The following is a 23,578-nucleotide window of genomic DNA, read 5'->3' as shown; positions in this document are numbered from 1 at the left end:
ACCTCTTCATAGTGTATCGAGCAGCAAAAGGAAACATTCTTTTCAGCAGCGGGTTTTTTTAAAACTAGTTTTCTGCTACTGGCTGATTTAAAATAAAGGGAGAATCTATGTAAGGGCTGATAAAAATGAGTTTATTGAATGTTGAAGGATTATATAAAACATATGGCGAGAAAACGCTGTTTGATCATATTTCTTTTCATATAGAACCAAAGGAGCGCATCGGATTGATTGGACCAAACGGAACAGGAAAGTCAACGCTCCTAAAGGTCATTGCGGGACTTGAATCGTTTGAGGAGGGTGACATCTCGAAAGCAGGGACACTTGATATCGAATTTCTCGAGCAAGACCCTGAAATGAGCGGGGATGAAACGATTCTTGATTACATTTTTTCTGGAACGGCACCCATGATTCAAACGATGAAGGCGTATGAACAGGCGCTAGCCGATTTAGAGCATGATCCGCAAAATGAAGCAAAACAAGAAGCGCTGATGCGCATGCAAAATCGAATGGATCAGGAAGATGCATGGGATGCGAACCTGTCAGCAAAAACGATTTTGACAAAGCTTGGTGTCAAAGATGTGAGCCGCTCTGTTCATGCATTATCAGGCGGACAGAAAAAGCGTGTCGCGATTGCTAAAAATTTAATTCAGCCCGCGGGATTGCTGATTTTAGACGAGCCAACCAACCATCTCGATAATGCAACGATTGAATGGCTCGAAGGATATTTGAGTCAATACAGCGGTGCTGTCATTCTGGTGACGCATGATCGTTATTTCCTAAACCGTGTGGCCAACCGAATTTATGAATTGAATCAAGGGCAGCTCTATACGTATAAAGGAAATTATGAAGTCTTTTTAGAAAAAAGAGCCGAACGAGAAGCAGAAGCTCAGGTGAAAGAAACGAAGCGTCAAAACTTACTCAGACGAGAACTTGCATGGCTGAGAAGAGGGGCAAAAGCAAGAACGACGAAGCAAAAAGCACGCATTGGCAGAGCCGAAGAGCTGATGGATCAAAAAGGGCCTGATGCGAAAGGAGAGCTTGATTTCGCTATCGGCTCGCACCGCCTAGGAAAACAAGTCATAGAGGCAGAAGACTTATCAATTTCATTTGCTGGCCAGACCCTTGTGGAGCGGTTTACAGATTTAGTCGTGCCGGGCGACCGGATTGGATTTATCGGACCGAATGGAGTCGGCAAAACGACTCTTCTTAACTGTCTAGCGGGTAAAATAGAACCGACTACAGGACAATTGACCATTGGACAAACCGTTCGCATTGGCTATTACACGCAGGATCACAAGGAAATGGATGAAGAACTGACCATCATTGAGTACATCAAGGAAACAGCTGAGATCGTCAAGACATCTGATGGCGCCATCGTGACAGCAGAGCAAATGCTAGAACGGTTCCTATTCCCAAGATCCATGCAGCGGACGTTTATTCGCAAGCTGTCAGGGGGAGAACGCCGCAGATTGTATTTATTGAAAGTCTTAATGGAAGAACCAAATGTTCTCTTTTTAGATGAGCCGACGAACGATCTTGATACGGAGACCCTCAGCATTTTAGAGGATTATTTAGAACAGTTTCCTGGCGTTGTCATGACCGTATCGCATGATCGTTATTTCTTAGACCGAGTGGTTCATCGTCTGCTTGTCTTTGAAGGAAATGGCCGCATTTCACACTACCAAGGCGCTTACAGCGATTACATGGAACAAGAAAAAGAGGCGAAGCGGACAGAGACAAAGCCTGCTGATAAACAAGTAGAAGCGGCACCTAAAAAGAGAAAAAAACTTTCTTATAAAGACCAGCTTGAATGGGACGGAATTGAAGACCGGATACAGGCTTTAGAGGAAAAACACCAGCAGCTTGAATCCAGCATTGCGGAGGCAGGCAGTGATTTTGGAAAAATTCAAGAGCTGATGGACGAACAAAAAGCCGTTGCTGAAGAACTAGAACAAGCAATGGACCGCTGGACAGAACTATCGCTGATGATTGAGGAATTAGAGAGTCATGACTAAGAAATAAGAAACCTGTAGAGTTGATCTACAGGTTTTTTTGATAAGAGCATTTCGCATAGGCATCATGCTGATGAATGGATTCCTCATTACGACACTCGACTTGAAAGCCCCTGACCCATGGCTGCTCATATAATTCGATGGCCATTAACCTTGTGAGATCTTCTACAAAGCGTGGATTTTCATAAGCCTCTTCTGTCACTTTCTTTTCATCAGGTCTTTTAAGCACAGGATAGAGCGGTGCACTCGCATTGGACTCAATGATATGTAAAAGAGCTGCTTTCATGTCTTCAGGAAATGATGTTTGTTCAAACAACTCTACCTGAATGGAAACAGAGCCGCGCTGATTATGTGCACCGTATTCACTAATTTCTTTAGAACAAGGACATAATGTGGTGACTTGTGCATCGCAGCCAATATGACAGGTCCATCCATCCTTTTCATGAAAATGAATGTCATATGTGATTGTCGCATGCATCAAACCCGATTTCCCGGTGACCGGGCTTTGCTTTTCCATGTACCAAGGGAAGGAAACTTGAACCGAGGCAGATGACTGATTCATCTGACGGGTAAGCGCTGCTGTCAATGCTTTTAAGCTATTCACATCAAGCGGCTTGCCGCTTTCGTAAAACGAGTGCAGCTGTTCAGTGAGACGGCTCATATGAATGCCTTTTTCGTGAGCTCTCAGGGAGGTACTCAGTGCAAAGTCAGCAGAAGTTATTTGGTCCTGCGGTGCCGTTTTAGACAAAATTCGTACAGGATAAGACACGCGGCAGATGCCGACTTGTTCAAGATGAAAATAAAAGTCCTGCTCCGTCTTTTGGATGTCAGTCATGTTCTCTTTTTGAGGGGACTTCGTTCCAAGGCTTGGCGGTACAGATCCGAATTGTTGGTGTCGTTCTTTTTTGGGTGGAAAAGAAAACATGAGATCCCTCCTTTAAATCGTAATTATTACTATTTATTTTGCATCAAAACACGAGAAAAATCAAGAGTGCAAACATTTACGTTTACGTTAAGGTTATAAAGGTCTATAATAAATCATGAATTGATGAGCAGGAGGCACTGGCAATGGAATGGATGAAAATTGATCAAGTGGCGAAAAGAAGCGGACTGACCAAACGGACGATACGTTTCTATGAAGAGATTGGTTTATTATCAGCACCAAAGCGGACAGAGGGCGGTGTCAGACTTTACTCAGAGGACGACATGGAAGAACTAGAGAAAGTGATGCAGGCAAAAGAGGTACTTGGGTTTTCTTTACAAGAGCTTCAATCGTTTATGGAAATAGGAAAGCAGCTTGAGCTGAATAAAGAGGGTTACTTGCTGTCGCTTGATCCGAAGGAACGATTAGAGAAGCTGTTAGATATTGAGGCGCAGCTGTCTGTACAGCATCAATTGATTACAAAAAAGCTTGAAACGATTCAATCTTTTAAAAAGGATCTTGAAACGATGAAAGAAAGAGCGGCTCATGCAATTGAGCAATTACAAAAATAAACACCTCTGCGTGTTTATTTTATTTTGTCAACATTTGAAGGAAAGGTTCTGATGGAATGAAGGAAGAAGAAGTGTTGAAACAGCGTACAAGTCTGCTTAGGCAGCCGAAAGCCGTCTGGGCTGTTGCCTTTGCGTGTGTGATTTCATTTATGGGGATAGGACTTGTGGACCCGATCTTGCCAGCCATTGCATCACAATTAGATGCATCTCCAAGTCAGGTCTCCCTTTTATTTACGAGCTACTTACTTGTGACCGGCTTTGTCATGTTTTTTACCGGCTTTATCTCTAGTCGGATTGGTGCGAAATGGACGTTATTAGTAGGACTCATTTTTATTATTGTCTTTTCTGCTTTAGGCGGTACCTCTTCAACGATTAATGAATTAATCGGCTTTAGAGGCGGATGGGGCATTGGGAATGCCTTATTTATTTCAACTGCCCTCTCTGTCATTGTCGGTGTGTCTGTTGGAGGAAGTGCGAAGGCCATTATTTTATACGAGGCTGCACTAGGTCTTGGGATTTCGGTTGGACCGCTGCTTGGCGGAGAGCTTGGGACGATCTCTTGGCGCGGGCCATTCTTTGGCGTTGCGGTGTTAATGCTTGTTGCTCTTTTAGCCATTACGTTTATGCTCCCGCCGATGCAAAAACCTCAGAAAAAGGTGAAATTATTCGAGGCTGTGGGGGCGTTAAAATATAAAGGGCTATTAACGATGGCATCTGCGGCTTTCTTATACAATTTTGGTTTCTTTGTGCTTTTAGCCTATTCGCCATTTGTGCTTCATCTGGATGAGCATGGTCTTGGTTATGTCTTTTTTGGATGGGGACTTTTTTTGGCCGTGACATCCGTCTTCTCAGCGCCGGTCATTCATCGCAAACTTGGGACATTGACTTCCCTTGTGGTTCTGTTTGCTTCATTTGCTGTGATTTTATTCGGCATTGGGGTATGGACTTCACATGTTGTAGTCGTCATCTGCGGAATTGTTATTGCTGGGGGCATCCTTGGCATGATCAATACAGTGCTCACGACCGCTGTGATGGGATCGGCGCCGGTTGAACGTTCGATTGCTTCATCCTCTTACAGTGCTGTGCGGTTTATTGGGGGCGCGATTGCTCCTTGGATTGCCGGCGTACTTGCTGAATCTTACACAGCAAGCACCCCTTACTATGTTGGGGCGGCTGTCGTTCTGTTAGGCATGATCATCCTGCTTCTTGGTCGGAAGCATTTGGTCAATATTCAAGCAGGTCATTAAATAGAAAAAAGCCTTATATCTTCTGAACAGATATAAGGCTTTTTTGTCGTTATAATACTTTTGTCGTCCAAGATTCGCAATTCCAAGTTTCAGTGGCTACATCTTGATAAAATTCAGGTTCGTGAGAGATCAATAAGACGCTCCCTTTGTATTCTTTTAATGCACGTTTTAGTTCTTCTTTTGCATCGACATCCAAGTGATTGGTCGGCTCATCGAGAACAAGTAAGTTGGTTTCTTCGTTGATCAGCTTACAAAGACGGACCTTTGCTTTTTCTCCACCGCTTAAAACAGACACGCGGCTTTCAATATGCTTTGTCGTTAATCCGCATTTTGCAAGAGCGGCTCTGACTTCATATTGCGTGTAAGAAGGGAAGGTACTCCACACCTCTTCAATACAAGTGTTGCTGTTTTGCTCTTTTACTTCTTGCTCAAAGTAGCCAATATGCAGGAATTCTCCGCGTTCCACCTCACCAGAAATTGGCGTGATTTCTCCAAGAAGACTTCGCAGCAATGTCGTTTTTCCGATACCGTTAGCGCCGTATAACGCAATTTTTTGCCCGCGTTCCATTTTCAGATTCAATGGACGAGAGAGCGGTTCATCATAACCAATGACCAAATCTTTTGTTTCAAAAATCAATTTCCCGGAAGTTCGTGCCGGCTTAAAGTGGAATTCAGGCTTTGGCTTTTCTGCTGCGAGTTCAATCATATCCATTTTATCCAGTTTCTTTTGACGGGACATGGCCATATTTCTTGTGCTGACACGTGCTTTGTTTCTTGCAACAAAATCCTTTAATTCAGCGACTTCCTGCTGCTGCCTTTTATAAGCTGCTTCAAGCTGCTGCTTTTTGACTTCGTACACTTGTTTAAATTGATCATAATCACCAACATAGCGCGTGAGCTCTTGATTTTCAACATGATAAATCAAGTTAATGACACTGTTTAAAAACGGAATATCATGTGAAATGAGGATAAACGCATTTTCATATTCCTGTAAATAGCGCTTCAGCCACTCAATATGCTGCTCATCCAAATAGTTGGTTGGCTCATCGAGAAGGAGAATTTCTGGCTTTTCTAACAGCAATTTCGCAAGCAATACTTTTGTACGCTGTCCGCCGCTCAGCTCCGTCACATCACGGTCCAGCCCAAGATCCGTTAACCCAAGACCTCTCGCAATTTCTTCGACCTTGGAATCAATAATATAAAAATCATTGTTTGTGAGCGCATCTTGAATGACGCCAACTTCCTCTAACAGCTTTTCCAGCTCATCAGGATCGGCTTCACCCATTTTGCCGTAAATGTCATTCATCGCTGCTTCCATGGAAAATAAATAGTGGAATGCATCCTGAAGCACTTCGCGGATCGTTCTTCCCTTTTCTAGTACAGTATGCTGATCAAGGTAGCCGACACGGACATTTTTTGCCCATTCGACTTTTCCTGCATCTGGCTCCAGCTTGCCAGTAATAATATTCATAAACGTTGACTTTCCTTCACCGTTGGCGCCAATTAAGCCGACATGCTCGCCTTTTAATAAACGGAAGGAGACTTCGTGAAAAATGGCTCTGTCGCCAAAGCCATGGCTTAAATCTTTAACAGATAATATCATTTTTTACACCTCAAATAGATTCAAAACGGCTAGTGCCTCTCATGATTATATCGAACTGTCCGGCTCGATAAAAGCATCAAAAGAAAAATTGCGTTTCAAAGCTGATTTTGAGATACTAAAGGATAGATTGAATGAGGATAAAGGAGATCGACATGATAGAAAATTGGGCATTTTTGAAAGAAGCAAAGCCATTTATTCAGGAAAACTTTCAAGCGGCTGGCTTCGAAAAACCAACAGCTATACAAGAAAAAACAGCAGAGTGGATTACGGAGAAGCGTGATGTGATCGCGGAATCGCCTACGGGAACGGGGAAGACACTGGCGTATGTGTTGCCGCTTTTAAATAAAATCGATGTGAATATCAAGCACCCGCAAGTCTTAATCTTGGCACCTTCGAGAGAGCTTGTGATGCAAATTTTTGATGTCGTGCAAGAGTTCAAACAAGGATCAGATATCAAAGCGGTCTCCTTGATTGGTGGAGCGAACATCAAAAAGCAGCAGGAAAAACTAAAGAAACACCCGAACATCGTTGTCGCAACACCTGGCCGTGTACAGGAATTAATCAAAATCAAGAAACTGAAAATGCACGAAGTCAAAACGGTCGTGCTAGATGAAGCAGATCAGCTTCTTGTGCCAGAGCATATGAAAACGATCCAAGCGATCATTAAATCCACATTAAAAGAAAGACAAATCCTTTGTTTTTCTGCGACGCTGAAAGAGGGAACGGTTCAACTGATTAAAGAAATGACATCTGAACCAGAAGTATTGAAAATTGCCAGAAGTGAGGAAGAAGCGCAGAAAGTAGGACACTATTATCTGTTATGTGATCAGCGTGACAAAGTAAAACTACTGCAAAAGCTATCACGCCTTGAGGACATGCAGGCGCTCGTGTTTGTGCGTGATATTACGAATTTAAGCATTTATGCAGAGAAATTAGCGTATCACCATGTCGACCTTGGTGTGCTTCATAGTGAAGCGAAAAAAGCAGAGCGTGCTATCATCTTAAAGGAATTTGAACAGCGTGAATTCCCGCTTCTCCTTGCAACAGATATCGCAGCAAGAGGCATCGATATTGACGATCTGCCTTACGTGATCCATGCCGACCTGCCAAACGAAGAAGGCTATATCCACCGTTCAGGCAGAACCGGGCGCGCAGGAAAGGAAGGGGCTGTCATCAGCCTAGTCACACCTCAAGAGCATGCAACGCTCAAAAAAATGGCGAAAAAGCTGAATCTTTCGCTTCAGGAAATTGTTTATAAGCAAGGCCAGCTGCATCTTGCGCCCAAGCAAGCATAAAAAAAGGACCTTCCACATGGAGGGTCCTTTCTTGTTATGAAATTTTGACAAGCTGTTTTCCGACATTTTCCCCTTTAAACAGTCCAAGGAATGCATCAGGAATGTTGTCAAAGCCTTCAATGATTGTTTCTTTATAAGTCAGTTTGTCTTCTTTTACCCATTGTGCGAGATCTCTTGCAGCCTCTTCAAAACGATCTGAATAGTTGGCAACAATGAAGCCTTGCATCAATGCGCTTGTTTTAATGAGTTTTGTTTGCACACGCGGTCCGATGTCCTCGCTTGCGCTAATGTTATAAGACGAAATCGCGCCGCACACTGGAATACGTGCAAAGCGGTTCAAATGATTCATCACGGCATCAGAAATTTCGCCGCCAACATTGTCAAAATACACATCGACGCCGTTAGGGCACGCCTTTGCTATGGCATCATCTAAATCATTTGTTGTTTTATAATTAATCGTTTCATCAAAGCCCAGCTCTTTTAAGTAAGCCAGCTTGTCATCAGATCCGGCAATCCCAACGACGTGTGCGCCTTTGATCTTAGCAATTTGTCCCACAACGGAACCAACAGCACCTGCGGCTCCAGAAATGACAACGGTCTCGCCTTCTTTTGGCTGGCCAATCGCAAGAAGTCCGAAATAAGCGGTTTGCCCTGGCATGCCCAAAATGCCTAAATAATAGGACAATGGCGCAATGGATGGATCAATTTTAGTCAGAGATTCAGCTTTGGCTGTGGAATATTCTTGCCAGCCAAGGAATCCAAGAACAAAATCCCCTTTTTCAAATTGAGGCGATTTGGATTCAACGACTTCTCCGACAACACCGCCCTGAATCACTTCATTTAGCTTGAATGGAGGTGTATAGGATTTTGTATCCTGCATTCGTCCTCTCATATAAGGATCTACAGAAACATATTTCGTTTGAATCAAGACTTCGCCATCTTGCGGCACAGGTATATCGACTGTTTCAAAATGAAAAACATCTTTTGTAGGTAATCCTTTTGGACGTTTGGCTAATTGAATTTGCTTTTGTTGACTCATGTCAAATCCTCCCTTTCACTTGCAGCCTAGATTTACATTAACATGATGCTTCTTTTCATTCAAAACATACGGTCTTTTTCAAACACATACAAAAAAGCAGCCGCCATCTCATAGATGAGGACTGCTTTTTTGGAAGGCAACAGAGAGGAGCGGCGGCAGACAGCCAAACAGCTGATACACGTCCGCATCACGTTCTTTTAACAAATATTCGTTCGCATTTTGCATGGAGGCTTTCATCATATCGTGCGTCACAAAAGGAAAAAGGATATTCAAGTATGAGGACAACAGGTCTTGTGGATCTTGTTCAATCGACTCGATATCTCCAATGTTAATGATGATTGAAAAGAGATAATCAATGGAGATGCGAAAGTGCTGTTCAGCAAACAATGTAAGCGGCTTTGCTTTTGCTTCTTCAGGATTCCACTTCTGAAAAAGCTGTTTCACCAAATCACTGACAACCCAAGCATTAAACTGCTGCTCCGCTGAAAAGTAATACATCAGCTCTACCTCATTTCTAGCCTCCAGTATAAGAATTGTACAACAAAACAAGAGGGATGAATACAATATTTCAGAAAATTTAGTCATTTTTACAGGATTTTTGTCAAAAATAAGCCAATAGGCACGGTTAGTACACAATGTAAAATGGATGTGCTCAAGGAAGGTTTAATGACAAAAGTGACGGGTAAAAGATTCGTAAGACGCTAAAGGAGGAATATAAAATGAAACCTGTTGTAAGAGAGTATTCAAATGATGAGACACTTCAAAGAGATGTAGAGCAATTAAAAGCACTCGGTGTAGCCAGAGAGGACATTTATGTTCTGTCCCATGACGATGATCGTACAGAGCGTATTGCTGGAAATGCAGATGCTAATACGATAGGTCAAAGAGAAGTTGGACTTAAACATGCTGTTGGGAACATCTTTAGTAAAAAGGGCGATGAGCTCCGAAATAAAATCCATGAAATTGGTTTCTCTAAAGAAGAAGCTGAGAAATTTGAAGAACATTTAGACGAAGGAAAAGTCCTTCTCTTTGTGACAGACCATGAAAAAGTGAAAACTTGGGCATAAACGCCAACTGAAAAAAGCCTCTTACTTTCGTAAGGGGCTTTTTTTCATGCCATCATCTCTGAAGGAGAGGACACATCTTTTTTACTATAATAAGAAAAAACAGCAGATTGGAATAAACAGTAAATCACCTAATTGAAAATGCAGATATACCAAAGAAAATGATCGGAAATGAGAAAAAAATAGTCAAAATATCACAAAAATCCATTCGGGAAATAATCATTGTATCTTTCAATTTTGTTTCAAAATGAAATAAAAATCTTGTGTAATTTAGTAGATAAATTTCTTAGTTCTATTGGTTTATGTTGTATTTTTGTGTAGAAATAAGTGTTTTGAGGTCAAAAAACCACGAAAAATACCTGTATTTTCAATTAGAAAATTCATTTTAATGTTTAGGAAATAATTTGTTGACAAAATAATCTAAAAACAATATATTTGGCTTAATCCAGTCATTATGGAAGTAGTTGTTAAATTTCTGATGGGTTTATTCGAAGCACATTCTAGTGATAGGTGGTGGCATAAAACCAAGGTAAAAGCACTCGGAAAATTACTACTAAACACGAGAAAATGTTTTTTTACATGAAGAAGAAATGATAGCCGATTTAAACAGTAGATGATCTTTCTACTATGATCCCTTTGCAAGAGATATTTAAAAGACGTCGTACTCCTGTACAGAAGAGAAAGCGGTTTCAATAAAGGCTGTGAGTTGATCGAACGGTGAAGGAGGTGAACTCATATGAAAAAAAGAGACAATAAGCTGAGGCGCTGCAGCTCTCAAATGGCTGCATATGAGGATGCATGCTGAAAAAGAAGAGTGAACATGTGGGATGCTACTCTCCTTTTTCAGAAAACAGATTTTCCTAAAAAATCCATCTTTCATTTTAACATAAGGTTTTTGGCTTGAAAATGACCTTTGCCCGAAAAGTCGATTTTGAATAGAAGGAGGTCCTGTGATGAAAAAAGCTTTATACCATGAAGACAGTGGGTTGTATCTAGAAAAAATGCGTATGGCATTTCAAGAACATTATGAGAAAAGAACAGATATGTGGTCTACTGATCCATCCTTAACAGATGCAGCCGTGATGTCATTAAAGGCATGGCATTCACGGGAAAAGAATGCACTTGCTTCTGTGCTCGATATCGGGTGCGGGAACGGCCGGGCACTTGAACATTTAAGGGGGCTTTCTGCATATGTCGGTATCGACCTGTATGAGCATGAGGAGTGGGAAGGATTACAGAAAAGAGAAACGGTTCCTGTCCATTTTGTTCATCAAGATTTTATGTCCTGGTCGATGGATCAGGGACGCGGGATGCAGTTTGATTTAATTTTAGATCATGGCTGCTTTCATCACCAGCATCCTGATGATCATGAGCGTTATTTAAAACAGGTCTCCTCTTTGCTTCATGAAGGCGGCGTCTTCTCACTTGTTGTATGGGGAGAAGAGTGGAGAACAGGGTTGATCGGAGAAGATGGCCGTTTCCACTTTTCATTTTCAGACTCTCAGCTTGGAGAAAGAATTTGTTCATCAGGTCTGGAGCTTGTATCGATTACACCATTAAAAGCAAAGGCCGGCATTAGCCAGCATCATGTCATTGCCGTCAAAATCTAGTACAAAGGTGATCACTCAAACCTAGCAGAGGTGTTCATTCTAATAAAGAGCATGCATCATGTAAGAATCGAAAGGCGTTAACATCGTATGAACCAAGATTTCTGCTCCTTTGTACTGGACAAGACCTAGATTGAAACATTGCTAGAAGAGGTGGAACGGAAACATTTTTGCGAAAATCAAGGTCTGAACGATGAGAGGCATCGCACATCTATATTCTTCTTTTTAGGAATGAGTGCCGCTTGAAATAGGAGCACACATGTTAAGTAAGGGAGTGCGGACACATATTCATCACTCCATCACTGCGCTATGAGAGTCGATTTGGGTGCAGCGATGAATAGGGGGGAGACAAATGAACAAGTTTGTAGATGAATTACAATCAATGATTCATCATTTTACCTTTCAAGAAAAAAACTATTTGCTCGTGGGGCCAGTGAACCTGCCGATCTCCATTCAACATGAAGAAGTGCCATTTAAATGGTATGCCTTCGCACCTGTTGAAGGGGAGACAAAACCAACGATCGAATCTATTGTCCAAATGAGTACCACGCAGCAAACCTTTTCCTCTTGTCTCTTATTTGGCGACTTTGAAAATGAGGTGCCGCCGCTAGTGCGAATTCATAGTGTCTGCCAAACAGGGGATGTGTTTGGGTCACTGAAATGTGACTGCGGTCCACAGCTTGCGTTATCGCTGAAGAAAATCACCGATTACGGTAAAGGCATGCTCGTATATATGGCCAATCAAGAAGGGCGGTCAATTGGGCTGATGGCGAAAGCATTGACGTATAAATTACAGGAAATGAAGCTGGATACATTTGAAGCCAACCGCCTGATCGGGTGCGGAGATGATGACCGGCATTACGAGGAGGCAGCGGCTGTTCTGCACTATTTAAACAAAGGGAAACCAATGCACCTCCTAACGAACAATCCAGATAAAGTCGATTCCATTGCTGCTTACGGTCTTCCTGTTTTGCGGTTTGATCATACGGTCGAAGCCTCTCTCTATAATGAAGCCTATTTAAAGGCAAAAGCAGCCTCAGGGCATATGGTCGATGAGAAAAAATTAATTAATCAGTAGATGAGTTTACTTTAAAGAAGGCGGGAGAAAAGCGTGAAACCTGAAATCAATTGGATTCAAATCCCAAGCGGCTATGCAACGATTGGAAGTAATGAAGAAGATATGAAAAAGGCATCAGAATTCTGGAAGGACAAGCTTCTCAATCCAACCTACGGCCGTGAGAAAAAATTTCAAAAATGGCTGTACAAAGAATTTCCATCCTATCAGCCGTATATCAATGAATTTTTTATTTCAGATACGGTCGTCACCAATGAATGGTATCAAAGCTACTGTGATGAAACAGGCCAGACGTACCCGGAGAGCTTAACGAATCAAGAGCTTGGTGGCGGGAAAGATCATCCGGCTTGGGGCATGGATATCGAGGAAGCCTTCTCGTTCTGCCAGTGGCTGAGCGGGAAACTTGGGATAGACGTGTCGATTCCTACTGAAGAAGAATGGGAATATGCTGCCCGAGGAAATACGAGAAATCAATACCCGTGGGGAGATGAGTTTGATCCTTCTTTATGTAATACGTTCGAATCAAATATTGAAAAAACGACGCCTGTCCGTCAATACAAAAAGGGCAGATCCTTATTTGGTCTTTATGATATGGGGGGCAACGTCGAGGAATGGGTCAACACCAAATATCATGTATACGAAGGCGGCATCGAGGTCGTAGATGATTTAACGGAGACGCTTGGCAGTGATTACTACATTTTAAAAGGAGGCTCCTTTGCAAGAGGCGGAGATTTATGCAGAGTCGCCAGAAGACACGGGAAGCATCCAGATCCCGTTTTCCGATTTACTGGTTTTCGTATAGTGACTCGTCAAAAACAACATATAAAGGTGGGAGTGTAAAATCATGCATAGAGGACCGATTACATCTGTTTTATCAACTCAGCAGGACCAAATTGTTTACACTGGCGGCTATGACCGCTGTATTTATAAGTGGAACCGGGCAACAGGAGAAGGAACGTTTATTGGAAGTCACGAGCATATCATTAACTCTTTATCTCTTTCTGAAAACGGAAAGTATTTAGCGAGTGCATCGTCAGACTACACCATTCAATTGTATGATACAGGCACTCATACTCGAATTCGCACCCTGTTTGGTCATGCGGATGATGTAGAAGCCGTCGCCTTTGCCAAACAGGATACCTTACTAGTATCGGTGTCTAGAGATAGAAGGTGCTTAGTGTGGGATATCGAAACAGGAGCTATTTTAAGAGAATTCCATGGACATAGCAAAGATGTATTAGCTGTATGGATACATGGCGATAAAGCTTATACAACAGGTGATGATGGCTACGTTCTTGTATGGCTGTATGATACAGGAGAAATTGTAGGAGAAATTGGTCCGTTTGATTATGAGCTGGACACAATCAGCGGCAGCAATCAAAAAGAAGTGTTCGCACTTGGCAGAGACGATGGCACCGTCATTATTTATGATGCGGTTACTTTACAGGAGAAAAAAATCATTAAAGCCCATTTACAGGGCGTCAAGCGGGTGAACTTTTCTCCAAGCGGCAATTACTTGCTGACAGCAGGCTATGACCATTTAATTAAGCTGTGGAATTATGAAACAGGGGATTTAGTCAATACGTTGCTGCCTCATAAATATCAGTGGGAGCGTTCGCTTGTCTGGACGGAAGATGAGAAATCGATCCTAGGAGCCAGCTTTGGTAAAACGTATTGTGAATGGTCTATTGAAAAGGGAAAAGTTGTATCAGATGAGATTGAAATGGCGACACCATCTATTAATGATATTGCGCTGACTGATGCGGGAGATATCATCACAGCATCAGATGACGGAAAATTCAGAAAGAACGGGATTGAAATCGCTAAATCGACAGGCGTTTTAACAAATGGAGTGGCTGTCGCACGAGATGGAAGCTATTATGCGTGGGGAGATCATGCAAGTCAGGTGCATATTGTTCATGAATCATTACAGCAAATGGTTTCGTTTGATCTCAACACAGGGCCGGTCAACAGTGTGTATTTCCACGAGGAGGATCGGCAATTCTATATTGGAACTTACGGCGGTTATGTACATGTCATTTCGACAGAACATTTAAAGGAAATTGGCCGTTCCAAAGCACACGATTGTGCTGTTAAAGCATTAAAAGTAGAAGGAGATCATATCATCACAGCCGCGGTAGAAGGAACCATCTGTCTTTTAGATAAGAAGAGCTTGTCTCTAAAAGCGAAATATATCGGAGCGACAGAGCTGTTAAATGATGTATTCATTGATAGTAAAAGAGATCGTATTGCCATTGTCAGCCGTGACAAGAATGTGAGATTGTTTGATTTGCATACAGGAAGAATTTTAGACCAGCATAATGAACACCAGTATTCTATTAAATCTGTCTCTGTCACAGACTCTGGCTATATTGTGAGCGGAGATTATTGGGGCTATATCGTTGTGTGGAATCCAGAGCTAGATGTCAATACCGGCCCAATTAGAATTGCCAAGAATGGGATTAGTGCCATCAGACAATTAGGCAATGATGTATACGCAAGCTCATATGACGGCGGGATTTATCACATTCGAGAAGATGGCACGCATACCGAAGTACTGCGCTTATTTGAACAATTTCCGAAAGAAGTAATCTCTCATTAAGAAAAAGAATGTAAGCGGGGGATTCTCATGATAAGTGTTTGCAAGGAACATATGAAAAAAGGCCTGACTGTACTCAATTGTCCGCATGTGCTCCTCATTAATAAATATGAATTACGCAAATGCTGTTTTTGTAAACAACGAGCATCATATAAACTTTTTTATTCCTTGCCTTACTATGATCGATCTGAAAAGAAACGGATGGAAAAAATATAGCACATGAGAATAGAACTCCTTCATTTCCTGAAGGAGTTCTTTCCCTTGAAAGAGAAGAAAGGAGACTCACATGAAAGACGATGTTTTTTATATGAAGCTGGCGATTGCCAACGCAAAGGCAATGAAAGGGCAAACCTCCCCAAACCCACTTGTCGGTGCAGTCATTGTACAGCAAGGTGAGATTGTTGGGGTTGGTGCTCACATGAAGGCGGGCGAACCTCATGCTGAAATTCATGCGCTGCAAATGGCAGGGGAAAAGGCAAAGGGAGCTGACATGTATGTGACGCTTGAACCTTGTTCGCATCATGGGAAAACGGGTCCTTGCACGGAAGCCATTATCAAGAGTGGTGTAAAACGTGTAGTCATTGCGACACAAGACCCGAATCCGCTTGTAGCAGGTAAAGGGATCACCATGTTGAAACAAACAGGGATTGAAGTGGAAGAAGGAATATGTAAACAGGAGGCGGATCGCTTAAATGTGCCTTTTTTTCATTTCATTCAATCAGACCTTCCTTACGTCATCTTAAAATCAGCCATTTCGTTAGACGGGAAAATTGCAACATCTCATCTTGAAAGCAAATGGATCACAGGAACAGAAGCGAGGAAAGAAGTGCAGCAATTGCGTCAAGAAGCAGATGCTGTGATTACAGGCGTCGAAACGATTATTCAAGATGATGCAGGTCTTATTGTGAAAGATTCAATGGCGACCCAGCCCATTCGTGTCATTTTAGATTCCACATTAAGGATTCCGCTTCATGCGAAATGTTTAACAGATCATATGGCGGAAACCATTATTTGCACCTCGCACATGCATGATCAGAAAAAGTATGAACAGCTGGTAGAAAAAGGGCATCAAGTCTATGTCACAAGCGGAGAGCAGCGGACAAATATTCATGACGTGTTACGAATGCTGAAGGAACGTTCTGTCATGTCAGTTCTCGTTGAAGCAGGAGGGAATGTGAGTGCGTCCTTTTTAGAAGCATCACTAGTCAATGAAGCCGTCATTTACATGGCGCCTTTATTAATCGGTGGAAAACATGCACCTACTTTTTTTGAAGGAGAAGGGGTGAAAAAACTAAAAGAAGCGATCCGTCCAGCAGATATTGAATATAGTATGGTAGGAAAAGATATCAAAATGATGATGAAATTTCAATGAAAGTAAGGCCTGGCCTTGTGCATCGAGTGCAAGGTCTTTTCAATATTTCATGATAAAAAATAAAAGTGTACATACACCTATCCAAGGAACGATGAATACAATGGATGGGGGTGATTCCATGAGAAGGTGTAGACAATGCGGAAAGACATATCCAACTCATTCAACAGACCACTACCAAAAAGGAAGCTGGTATGACGCGTATAAGGATGACGGCTGGGAATGTGATAGTTGTAAGAAAGGGAAATCAGGAAAGCCAGGGAAACCAGTGAAAAATCCTTGCTGCGGAAAAGATCCTTGTGTTTGTGTGATTCAAGGTCCGCCAGGCGGGAGAGGAAGAAGAGGCCCAGCAGGTCCAGCGGGTGCAGCGGGTCCAGCAGGCCCAGCAGGCCCGGCAGGAGCAACTGGAGCCACTGGTGTAGGCTTAACGGGCATTGTGGCATTTGATCCAGCGGTAGCCCCAACCTATCCAGTAGGTCAAGTCGTGACATTCGATGGAAGTACGTATGTGGTGAATTCAGCGCCGCCAACAGGTACGCCAGGTACGTCACCAGATTATACATTGTTAGCAGCTGCTGGTGAAACGGGTGCAACCGGAGCAACAGGTACAGGAGCGACCGGTGCGACAGGAGATACAGGTGCGACTGGAGTTACCGGAGCAACCGGGATCACAGGAGCCACAGGTACAGGAGCGACCGGTGCGACAGGAGATACAGGTGCGACTGGAGTTACCGGAGCAACCGGGATCACAGGAGCCACAGGTACAGGAGCGACCGGTGCGACAGGAGATACAGGTGCGACTGGAGTTACCGGAGCAACCGGGATCACAGGAGCCACAGGTACAGGAGCGACCGGTGCGACAGGAGATACAGGTGCGACTGGAGTTACCGGAGCAACCGGGATCACAGGAGCCACAGGAGCCACAGGAGCAACAGGTACAGGAGCGACCGGTGCAACAGGTGATACGGGAGCGACTGGAGTTACCGGAGCAACTGGGATCACAGGAGCCACAGGAGCAACAGGTACAGGAGCAACCGGTGCAACAGGTGATACGGGAGCGACTGGAGTTACCGGAGCAACCGGGATCACAGGAGTCACAGGAGCAACAGGAGATACTGGCGCCACCGGAGATACCGGCGCCACCGGAGCGACTGGAGTAACGGGCGCCACCGGAGATACCGGGGCCACCGGAGTCACAGGAGCGACCGGAGTAACGGGAGCAACAGGAGATATCGGAGATACCGGAGTCACAGGAGCGACAGGAGATACCGGAGCGACCGGAGTCACAGGAGCGACCGGAGATACCGGAGCGACCGGAGTAACGGGAGCAACAGGAGATACCGGCGCCACCGGAGCGACTGGAGTAACGGGCGCCACCGGAGATACCGGCACCACCGGAGATACCGGCACCACCGGAGTCACAGGAGCCACCGGAGTAACGGGAGCCACAGGAGATACCGGAGTCACCGGAGCGACTGGAGTAACGGGAGCCACCGGAGATACCGGCGCCACCGGAGTCACAGGAGCCACCGGAGTAACGGGAGCCACCGGAGATACCGGCGCCACCGGAGTCACAGGAGCCACCGGAGTAACGGGAGCCACCGGAGATACCGGCGCCACCGGAGTCACCGGAGCGACTGGAGTAACGGGAGCCACCGGAGATACCGGCGCCACCGGAGTTACAGGAGCAACCGGAGCAACTGGATCGAGTGCGATTATTCCATTTGCATCAGGTACCCCTGCTGTCTTGACTACAATTGCAGGTGGTCTTGTCGGAACTTCTAGTTTGGTCGGCTTTGGTAGCTCTGCAACAGGCGTTAGCATACTAGGTGGTATCATCGACTTAACAGGAGCAGCAGGTACTCTTTTAAATATGGCATTCTCTGTACCAAGGGATGGCACTATTACTTCATTTGCCGGATACTTTAGTACTACGGCAGCATTGGCTTTAGTCGGCACGAGTATTACAGTGACAGCTAGCTTATTTGCTTCACCGACACCAGATAACAGCTTCACTCAAGTAGCGAGTGTCACGTTGGCACCACCATTAACGGGGATTTTAACTATTGGTGCTATTTCAAACGGAATCGCTACCGGCCTGAATGTGCCAGTTACAGCAGAAACAAGATTACTGGTTGTTTTCTCTGCGACTGCAACAGGCTTATCTTTAATTAACACTGTAGCAGGCTATGCGAGTGCAGGCTTATCTATCACGTAATTGAAACAGGGATGACTCGATTTGAGTCGTCCTTTTTTGTTTGAATGAATTTTCTCTTAACTTCGTAAGAAAAAATGATATGATTTTCTTAGAGTCTAGTCGATGAATCTACTTGAATTAGGGGTTGTAGCGGTGAGGATGGGCAAAAGGAAAGTCACTTTACAAACGAAAATTTTGGGGTTAATTATCGGGCTTTTGCTTGTTGTCATTGCCTTATTGACCATTTGTTTTGGTTTTCTGCAGACATCAGAAAGGCAGCGGCAAGCTGAACAGCTGGCGGTGCAAACCGCTAGAACAATCTCATATATGCCGCCCATTAAAACATCGGTGGGCACCTCATCAGTGTCTGAGTATGAAGAACAGGCAGTGCTTGAGCAAATGAAGGATCAAGTCAGAGCACATGCCATCTTCATTACCAATCAAAAAGGGAAGGTCCTTTTTCATACGAATCATGAGAATGTAGGAAAAACCATCAGTGTATTTAGAGGAAGAAGTACCCTGCTATTTGGGGGAACCTCCATATCAACGGGTGATTCTAATGGTGAAACCGTTGTCAGAGGCAGTGCCCCGATTATGAAAGAAACAGGCAAGCATGAAGAAATTATTGGCACAGTCACCGTCGAATTTTTAAAAAAGGAAATTGATCAAGCGACAGCCCATCAACTAATCAAGCTTAGCTATATTGCCCTTCTTGTGCTCTTGCCTGGTATATTCGGAGCGATTTTTTTAACAAGAAGTATTCGCAAAGATACATTAGGGCTTGAACCGCACGAAATTGCTTCATTATTTCGAGAAAGAGAAGCGATGCTGCTTGCTATAAAAGAAGGGATTATTGCATTTGACCGCAAAGGCGCGATAACGATGATGAATACATCTGCTGAACACATGCTGCGCGTTTCATCCGAGCTGCCGCTTCATATTGACCAAGTCTTGCCAAAAGCCAATCTCCTTTTCTATTTAAAGGCAGAAACGATTGAACCGAACATCGAAACCGTCGTCAATGATAAAACCTATGTCTTAAATGTGAAAAAAGTGGTGCAGGACAATCGAGTTTTTGGGGGAATTGTGAGCTTCCGAGAGAAAACAGAGCTGACGAAGCTGCTGGATACATTAACAGAGGTCAGCCAATATTCAGAAGACCTGAGGGCACAAACGCATGAATTCTCAAATAAGCTGTACGCCATTTTAGGTTTGCTTGAGCTGAAGCAAGTGGATGAGGCCATCGACTTAATAAAGGAAGAATATACGCTGCAAAACCGTCAGCACGATTTACTCATGAATCAAATTCGATCTCCTAAAATACAAGCCATCTTACTCGGCAAGTTAGGGAAAGCATCTGAGAAGAAGGTTCATTTCAACATCGATGAAAATAGTTCATTGGAGCCGCTTCCACCACATTTAAGTCTATCTCACTTTATTACCATCATTGGTAATCTTGTAGATAACGCCTTTGAGGCCGTACTAAATAAGGAGACGCGCGAGGTAAGCCTGTTCATTACAGATATTGGGTTTGATATTATCATAGAAGTATCTGATTCAGGTGATGGAGTAAACGAGGAAGAACTTACACATATTTTCACAAGAGGCCATTCGTCAAAGGGGGAAGGACGAGGCTACGGGCTAGCGAATGTGAAAGAAGTATTGGACGAACTTGGGGGCTGGATTGAAGTGACGAACCAAAAAGAAGGCGGTGCCATCTTCACTGCATACATACCGAAAGGCACAAAGGGGGAATAAATGGTGATGAAGGTACTCATTGCGGAGGATGATTTTCGAATCGCAGCCATTCATGAATCTTATATACAACAAATAGAAGGATTTCAAGTCGCCGGAAAGGCAAAGAGTGCAAAAGATATGTGGGAGGCGCTCCAAAAGGAACAAGTCGACCTCATCTTGCTTGATGTATATATGCCCGATGAGCTCGGTACAAGCCTGTTGCCGCTTTTAAGAGAACACTATCCAGAAATAGATGTGATTATAATCACGGCTGCAACGGAAACGACACTTTTAAGAGATGCACTTCATTACGGAGTGGTTCATTATTTAATCAAACCAGTGACCGCACAAAAGTTTGCGCAAGTTTTAACCGAATATAAAGAGAAGAAAGACATCATCAATTCTAAGGATGAAGTCAATCAAACGATGATTGATTTGTTTTTTGGACAGATGCAAGAAGAGCCAAAAGAAAAGGATGGCAGGGACCTGCCTACAGGGATCAATTCGCTGACTTTGGACAAGGTGAAAACATTGATGGCATCAGAGAATAATGGGATTACAGCGGAAGAACTCGGAGAAAAGATGGGGGCTTCACGCACAACAGCGAGACGGTACGTCGAGTATCTCGTGACAACAGGAGAATGCCGGGCAGAGCTTGCGTACGGAATCATTGGCAGACCAGAACGGAAATATTATCCTGCCATAAAGCAAGCGGAGTCATAAAAGATGAAAAAAGGAATATGCCTTGTCATTATGATCTGTCTTTGTATGACGCTCACCTTTAATGAAAAAAAGGAGGGCGACTCTTTCCTGCAGCACAGCCCATTATATATTGTGGTGTCTGGTGTCCCTGACGGCGGCTTTGACCAAACAGCTCAAGTGATGAAATCAGTGCTCGAGAAAGAAAAGCTGGTGAAGCGGCCGGTGAATATCCTTTATCAAAGAGGCGGAACGGTGGATAAAGGATGGACATATATGATGGAGCGAGATACCAACTATGTTAGTTTGAATTCAAGCTTATTGTTAAGCCGTAATTTGCTTGGCAGCAGTAACATGACAATGAACGATGTCACACCGCTCGCCATTTTGGCAGAAGAGTGGCAGGTCGTCGCAGTCCCAGTGGATTCTCCTTTCTCAAATGGGAAGGAGCTATTAAACTCACTAAAGAAGAAACCCGATTCCTTAAAAATTGGATTTGCCCCAGACTTCGGTAATGATGATCAAATCTCATTCGCACGAGCGGCAGAAATGGCAGGAATTGATCCATATCGCATTCAATTTTTGAAATTTGACAGTGCAGATGATTTATTCCAAGCGCTCATAGATCATGAAGTAGATGCAGCAACTACCACGATTACAGAAGTTCGTCATGATTATGAAAAGAAGAGGCTAAAGCTAGTAGCAACCACAACGAATCAGCGTTTAGCGGGATTTGAAGATGTGCCGACTTGGAAAGAGCAAGGCATCCCGCTCATCTTCTCTCATTGGCGTGGTGTGATGGGCCCAAAGCAAATGAATCAGCATGATATTCGTGAATGGGATCAGCTTCTTCAAAAAATGACACAAACGAAGTCTTGGAAAAAGCAATTAAAGCAAAAGGGCTGGACAAGTCGTTATATGAACAGCAAAGAGGCAAAGATCTTTATGGAGGAGCAATTAAGGCGATATGAGCAGTTTATCCAAGGAGAACAAGCGGTCGAGTGAGACCGCTTTTTTTCATGGAATCCATCAAAAGCAAAGTTTGAACAAAATGAACAAAAAGCATTTATCGACCGAAAAAGAATTAAAATTCATAATATTTACTTCAATTCAGGCGTCAGATATCATGACAGAAAGGGTTGGAAATGGGATACCAACATTTAATGAAAGCGTATACAACATAAGGGGTGAACAAAGTGTTAGCAATCTTAGGATTTCTTATGATGGTTGTATTTATGGTTTTGATTATGACGAAACGTATGTCTGTTTTAACGGCATTGGTGTTAACACCAATTGCATTTGCTCTTATTGCAGGTTTTCATTTTACTGAAATTTCAGACATGATTGTCAAAGGTGTACAGCAAGTCGCACCGACAGCGGTCATGATTATGTTTGCGATTTTGTACTTTGGCATTATGATTGATGCTGGTTTATTTGATCCAATGGTGGCGAAAATTTTAAACATTGTCAAAGGTGATCCATTAAAAATTGTCGTCGGAACAGCTGTCCTGACCATGCTTGTTGCACTTGATGGTGACGGGACAACAACGTACATGATTACAACAACAGCGATGCTTCCGTTATTTACGCTGCTTGGCATCCGTCCGATTATTTTAGCGGGGATTGCCGGAGTTGGCATGGGGATTATGAATACGATTCCATGGGGAGGTGCCACACCTAGAGCGGCGAGTGCACTTGGCGTTGATCCTTCACTTTTATTTGGTCCGATGATTCCAGTCATTGGTGCAGGGGTTTTGAGCATGATTGTGGTGGCATACTTTCTTGGGAAGTCTGAAAGGAAACGTCTTGGTGTCATTGAGCTCGACCAGCCGATTCATGCAAATGAAATGGCAGCGGCACTGCAGGATGACATCAAGCGGCCGAAACTTTGGTGGTTTAACTTGACGCTTACGTTGTTATTGGTGCTCCTTCTTGTCTCAGGAAAAGTCAGCTTAACGGTTCTATTTGTTCTTGCTTTCTGTGTGGCGATTATCGTGAACTATCCGAACCTTGAACAGCAGCGTGAGCGGATTGCGGCTCATTCAACCAACGTCTTAGCCATTGCCTCTATGATTTTTGCGGCAGGGGTTTTTACAGGTATCTTAACTGGAACGAAAATGGTCGATGAAATGGCGATTTCGATTGTATCTGCCATTCCAGAGCAGCTTGGCGGCTTCATTCCAGTCATTGTTGCGTTAACGAGCGGGATATTTACGTTCTTTATGCCGAATGATGCATACTTTTATGGGGTCCTGCCGATCCTATCAGAAACAGCGGCAGCATACGGTGTTGATAAAATCGAAATCGCGAGAGCTTCTATTATTGGTCAGCCGATTCATATGCTAAGCCCGCTTGTTCCATCGACTCATTTACTTGTTGGACTTGTTGGGGTATCACTGGATCAGCATCAGAAGTTTGGCATGAAATGGGCTGTACTTGCAGTCGTCGCCATGACGGTCATGTCGATACTCATTGGGGCCATCTCCATTTGGTAAATAAAAGAGTGTCTGCTACTTAAGCAGGCACTTTTTTTAGGTCATA

Annotated in this window: 19 protein-coding genes; 15 read left to right on the top strand and 4 right to left on the bottom strand. The window is 43.6% G+C overall.

Annotated features, from left to right (window positions below; genetic code table 11):
- Nucleotides 1-125 precede the first annotated feature (125 nt).
- On the top strand, nt 126-2,015 hold the full coding sequence (locus C6348_RS16385) for an ABC-F family ATP-binding cassette domain-containing protein (protein ID WP_106043751.1): 1,890 nt from the start codon (nt 126-128) through the stop codon (nt 2,013-2,015).
- Between the two features lie 25 nt (nt 2,016-2,040).
- Here C6348_RS16385 and folE2 read toward each other — a convergent pair whose 3' ends face one another.
- Complete coding sequence (gene folE2, locus C6348_RS16380) at nt 2,041-2,937, bottom strand: GTP cyclohydrolase FolE2 (protein ID WP_106043750.1); 897 nt, start codon at nt 2,935-2,937, stop codon at nt 2,041-2,043.
- 143 nt (nt 2,938-3,080) lie between these two features.
- On the opposite strand from folE2, the gene C6348_RS16375 reads away from it, so the two are divergent.
- A complete protein-coding gene (locus tag C6348_RS16375) occupies nt 3,081-3,506 on the top strand; it encodes a MerR family transcriptional regulator (RefSeq protein WP_034664543.1) in 426 nt (141 codons plus the stop codon).
- Between the two features lie 56 nt (nt 3,507-3,562).
- Nucleotides 3,563-4,753 carry an MFS transporter gene (locus tag C6348_RS16370; protein WP_034664540.1) on the top strand — a complete coding sequence of 397 codons (1,191 nt, stop codon included), beginning with the start codon at nt 3,563-3,565 and terminating at the stop codon, nt 4,751-4,753.
- A gap of 49 nt (nt 4,754-4,802) precedes the next feature.
- Here the strand turns inward: C6348_RS16370 and C6348_RS16365 are convergent, their stop codons facing one another.
- The gene (locus tag C6348_RS16365) at nt 4,803-6,356 is read right to left on the bottom strand and encodes an ABC-F family ATP-binding cassette domain-containing protein (RefSeq protein ID WP_024426645.1); all 1,554 of its coding nucleotides are present in this window, start codon (nt 6,354-6,356) and stop codon (nt 4,803-4,805) included.
- A 152-nt stretch (nt 6,357-6,508) separates the two neighbouring features.
- Here C6348_RS16365 and C6348_RS16360 point away from each other — a divergent pair, with 152 nt between their 5' ends.
- A complete protein-coding gene (locus C6348_RS16360; RefSeq protein WP_106043749.1) occupies nt 6,509-7,651 on the top strand; it encodes a DEAD/DEAH box helicase in 1,143 nt (380 codons plus the stop codon).
- Nucleotides 7,652-7,685: 34 nt separating this feature from the next.
- Here the strand turns inward: C6348_RS16360 and C6348_RS16355 are convergent, their stop codons facing one another.
- Nucleotides 7,686-8,690 (bottom strand): NADP-dependent oxidoreductase, encoded by a 1,005-nt coding sequence (locus C6348_RS16355; RefSeq protein WP_060595742.1) that lies wholly within the window; start codon nt 8,688-8,690, stop codon nt 7,686-7,688.
- A gap of 108 nt (nt 8,691-8,798) precedes the next feature.
- Entirely contained in the window at nt 8,799-9,188 is a 390-nt protein-coding gene (locus C6348_RS16350) for a YfmB family protein (protein ID WP_106043748.1), read from the bottom strand.
- Nucleotides 9,189-9,409: 221 nt separating this feature from the next.
- Here C6348_RS16350 and C6348_RS16345 point away from each other — a divergent pair, with 221 nt between their 5' ends.
- From C6348_RS16345 to citM, 11 genes are all read left to right on the top strand, one after another.
- Nucleotides 9,410-9,757, top strand: coding sequence for a YflT domain-containing protein (locus tag C6348_RS16345; RefSeq protein WP_060595744.1), 348 nt, complete (start codon nt 9,410-9,412; stop codon nt 9,755-9,757).
- A 950-nt stretch (nt 9,758-10,707) separates the two neighbouring features.
- Nucleotides 10,708-11,364, top strand: a complete 657-nt coding sequence (locus C6348_RS16340; RefSeq protein WP_034664521.1) for a class I SAM-dependent methyltransferase — start codon at nt 10,708-10,710, stop codon at nt 11,362-11,364.
- A gap of 349 nt (nt 11,365-11,713) precedes the next feature.
- Nucleotides 11,714-12,439, top strand: coding sequence for a GTP cyclohydrolase II (locus tag C6348_RS16335; RefSeq protein WP_106043747.1), 726 nt, complete (start codon nt 11,714-11,716; stop codon nt 12,437-12,439).
- A gap of 33 nt (nt 12,440-12,472) precedes the next feature.
- Entirely contained in the window at nt 12,473-13,276 is an 804-nt protein-coding gene (locus C6348_RS16330) for a formylglycine-generating enzyme family protein (RefSeq protein ID WP_106043746.1), read from the top strand.
- Between the two features lie 4 nt (nt 13,277-13,280).
- Complete coding sequence (locus C6348_RS16325) at nt 13,281-15,038, top strand: WD40 repeat domain-containing protein (protein WP_106043745.1); 1,758 nt, start codon at nt 13,281-13,283, stop codon at nt 15,036-15,038.
- Nucleotides 15,039-15,321: 283 nt separating this feature from the next.
- Complete coding sequence (gene ribD, locus C6348_RS16320; protein ID WP_106043744.1) at nt 15,322-16,407, top strand: bifunctional diaminohydroxyphosphoribosylaminopyrimidine deaminase/5-amino-6-(5-phosphoribosylamino)uracil reductase RibD; 1,086 nt, start codon at nt 15,322-15,324, stop codon at nt 16,405-16,407.
- Nucleotides 16,408-16,525: 118 nt separating this feature from the next.
- Nucleotides 16,526-18,622, top strand: a complete 2,097-nt coding sequence (locus tag C6348_RS16315) for an exosporium glycoprotein BclB-related protein (RefSeq protein WP_106043743.1) — start codon at nt 16,526-16,528, stop codon at nt 18,620-18,622.
- Between the two features lie 138 nt (nt 18,623-18,760).
- The gene (locus tag C6348_RS16310; protein ID WP_106043742.1) at nt 18,761-20,359 is read left to right on the top strand and encodes a sensor histidine kinase; all 1,599 of its coding nucleotides are present in this window, start codon (nt 18,761-18,763) and stop codon (nt 20,357-20,359) included.
- Nucleotides 20,360-20,362: 3 nt separating this feature from the next.
- Nucleotides 20,363-21,061, top strand: coding sequence for a response regulator (locus C6348_RS16305; RefSeq protein ID WP_189293948.1), 699 nt, complete (start codon nt 20,363-20,365; stop codon nt 21,059-21,061).
- A gap of 3 nt (nt 21,062-21,064) precedes the next feature.
- Complete coding sequence (locus C6348_RS16300; RefSeq protein WP_106043740.1) at nt 21,065-22,042, top strand: tripartite tricarboxylate transporter substrate-binding protein; 978 nt, start codon at nt 21,065-21,067, stop codon at nt 22,040-22,042.
- Between the two features lie 191 nt (nt 22,043-22,233).
- Nucleotides 22,234-23,532: an Mg(2+)/citrate complex secondary transporter CitM gene (citM, locus tag C6348_RS16295; RefSeq protein WP_034665220.1), complete on the top strand. Its 1,299-nt coding sequence runs from the start codon at nt 22,234-22,236 to the stop codon at nt 23,530-23,532.
- The last annotated feature ends 46 nt before the right edge of the window (nt 23,533-23,578 follow it).

The sequence above is a fragment of the Bacillus sp. YBWC18 genome (genome assembly GCF_002998775.1).
Lineage (GTDB): Bacteria > Bacillota > Bacilli > Bacillales > Bacillaceae > Bacillus.
The sequence above is the reverse complement of the archived record's forward strand: the minus strand, read 5'-3'. Positions and strand labels throughout refer to the sequence as shown.

What these genes read in the sequence shown, in the direction of transcription:
- C6348_RS16385 (WP_106043751.1), top strand. Translation starts at nt 126, where the DNA reads ATGAGTTTATTGAATGTTGAAGGATTATATAAAACATATGGCGAGAAA.
- folE2 (WP_106043750.1), bottom strand. Translation starts at nt 2,937, where the DNA reads ATGTTTTCTTTTCCACCCAAAAAAGAACGACACCAACAATTCGGATCT.
- C6348_RS16375 (WP_034664543.1), top strand. Translation starts at nt 3,081, where the DNA reads ATGGAATGGATGAAAATTGATCAAGTGGCGAAAAGAAGCGGACTGACC.
- C6348_RS16370 (WP_034664540.1), top strand. Translation starts at nt 3,563, where the DNA reads ATGAAGGAAGAAGAAGTGTTGAAACAGCGTACAAGTCTGCTTAGGCAG.
- C6348_RS16365 (WP_024426645.1), bottom strand. Translation starts at nt 6,356, where the DNA reads ATGATATTATCTGTTAAAGATTTAAGCCATGGCTTTGGCGACAGAGCC.
- C6348_RS16360 (WP_106043749.1), top strand. Translation starts at nt 6,509, where the DNA reads ATGATAGAAAATTGGGCATTTTTGAAAGAAGCAAAGCCATTTATTCAG.
- C6348_RS16355 (WP_060595742.1), bottom strand. Translation starts at nt 8,690, where the DNA reads ATGAGTCAACAAAAGCAAATTCAATTAGCCAAACGTCCAAAAGGATTA.
- C6348_RS16350 (WP_106043748.1), bottom strand. Translation starts at nt 9,188, where the DNA reads ATGTATTACTTTTCAGCGGAGCAGCAGTTTAATGCTTGGGTTGTCAGT.
- C6348_RS16345 (WP_060595744.1), top strand. Translation starts at nt 9,410, where the DNA reads ATGAAACCTGTTGTAAGAGAGTATTCAAATGATGAGACACTTCAAAGA.
- C6348_RS16340 (WP_034664521.1), top strand. Translation starts at nt 10,708, where the DNA reads ATGAAAAAAGCTTTATACCATGAAGACAGTGGGTTGTATCTAGAAAAA.
- C6348_RS16335 (WP_106043747.1), top strand. Translation starts at nt 11,714, where the DNA reads ATGAACAAGTTTGTAGATGAATTACAATCAATGATTCATCATTTTACC.
- C6348_RS16325 (WP_106043745.1), top strand. Translation starts at nt 13,281, where the DNA reads ATGCATAGAGGACCGATTACATCTGTTTTATCAACTCAGCAGGACCAA.
- ribD (WP_106043744.1), top strand. Translation starts at nt 15,322, where the DNA reads ATGAAAGACGATGTTTTTTATATGAAGCTGGCGATTGCCAACGCAAAG.
- C6348_RS16315 (WP_106043743.1), top strand. Translation starts at nt 16,526, where the DNA reads ATGAGAAGGTGTAGACAATGCGGAAAGACATATCCAACTCATTCAACA.
- C6348_RS16310 (WP_106043742.1), top strand. Translation starts at nt 18,761, where the DNA reads ATGGGCAAAAGGAAAGTCACTTTACAAACGAAAATTTTGGGGTTAATT.
- C6348_RS16300 (WP_106043740.1), top strand. Translation starts at nt 21,065, where the DNA reads ATGAAAAAAGGAATATGCCTTGTCATTATGATCTGTCTTTGTATGACG.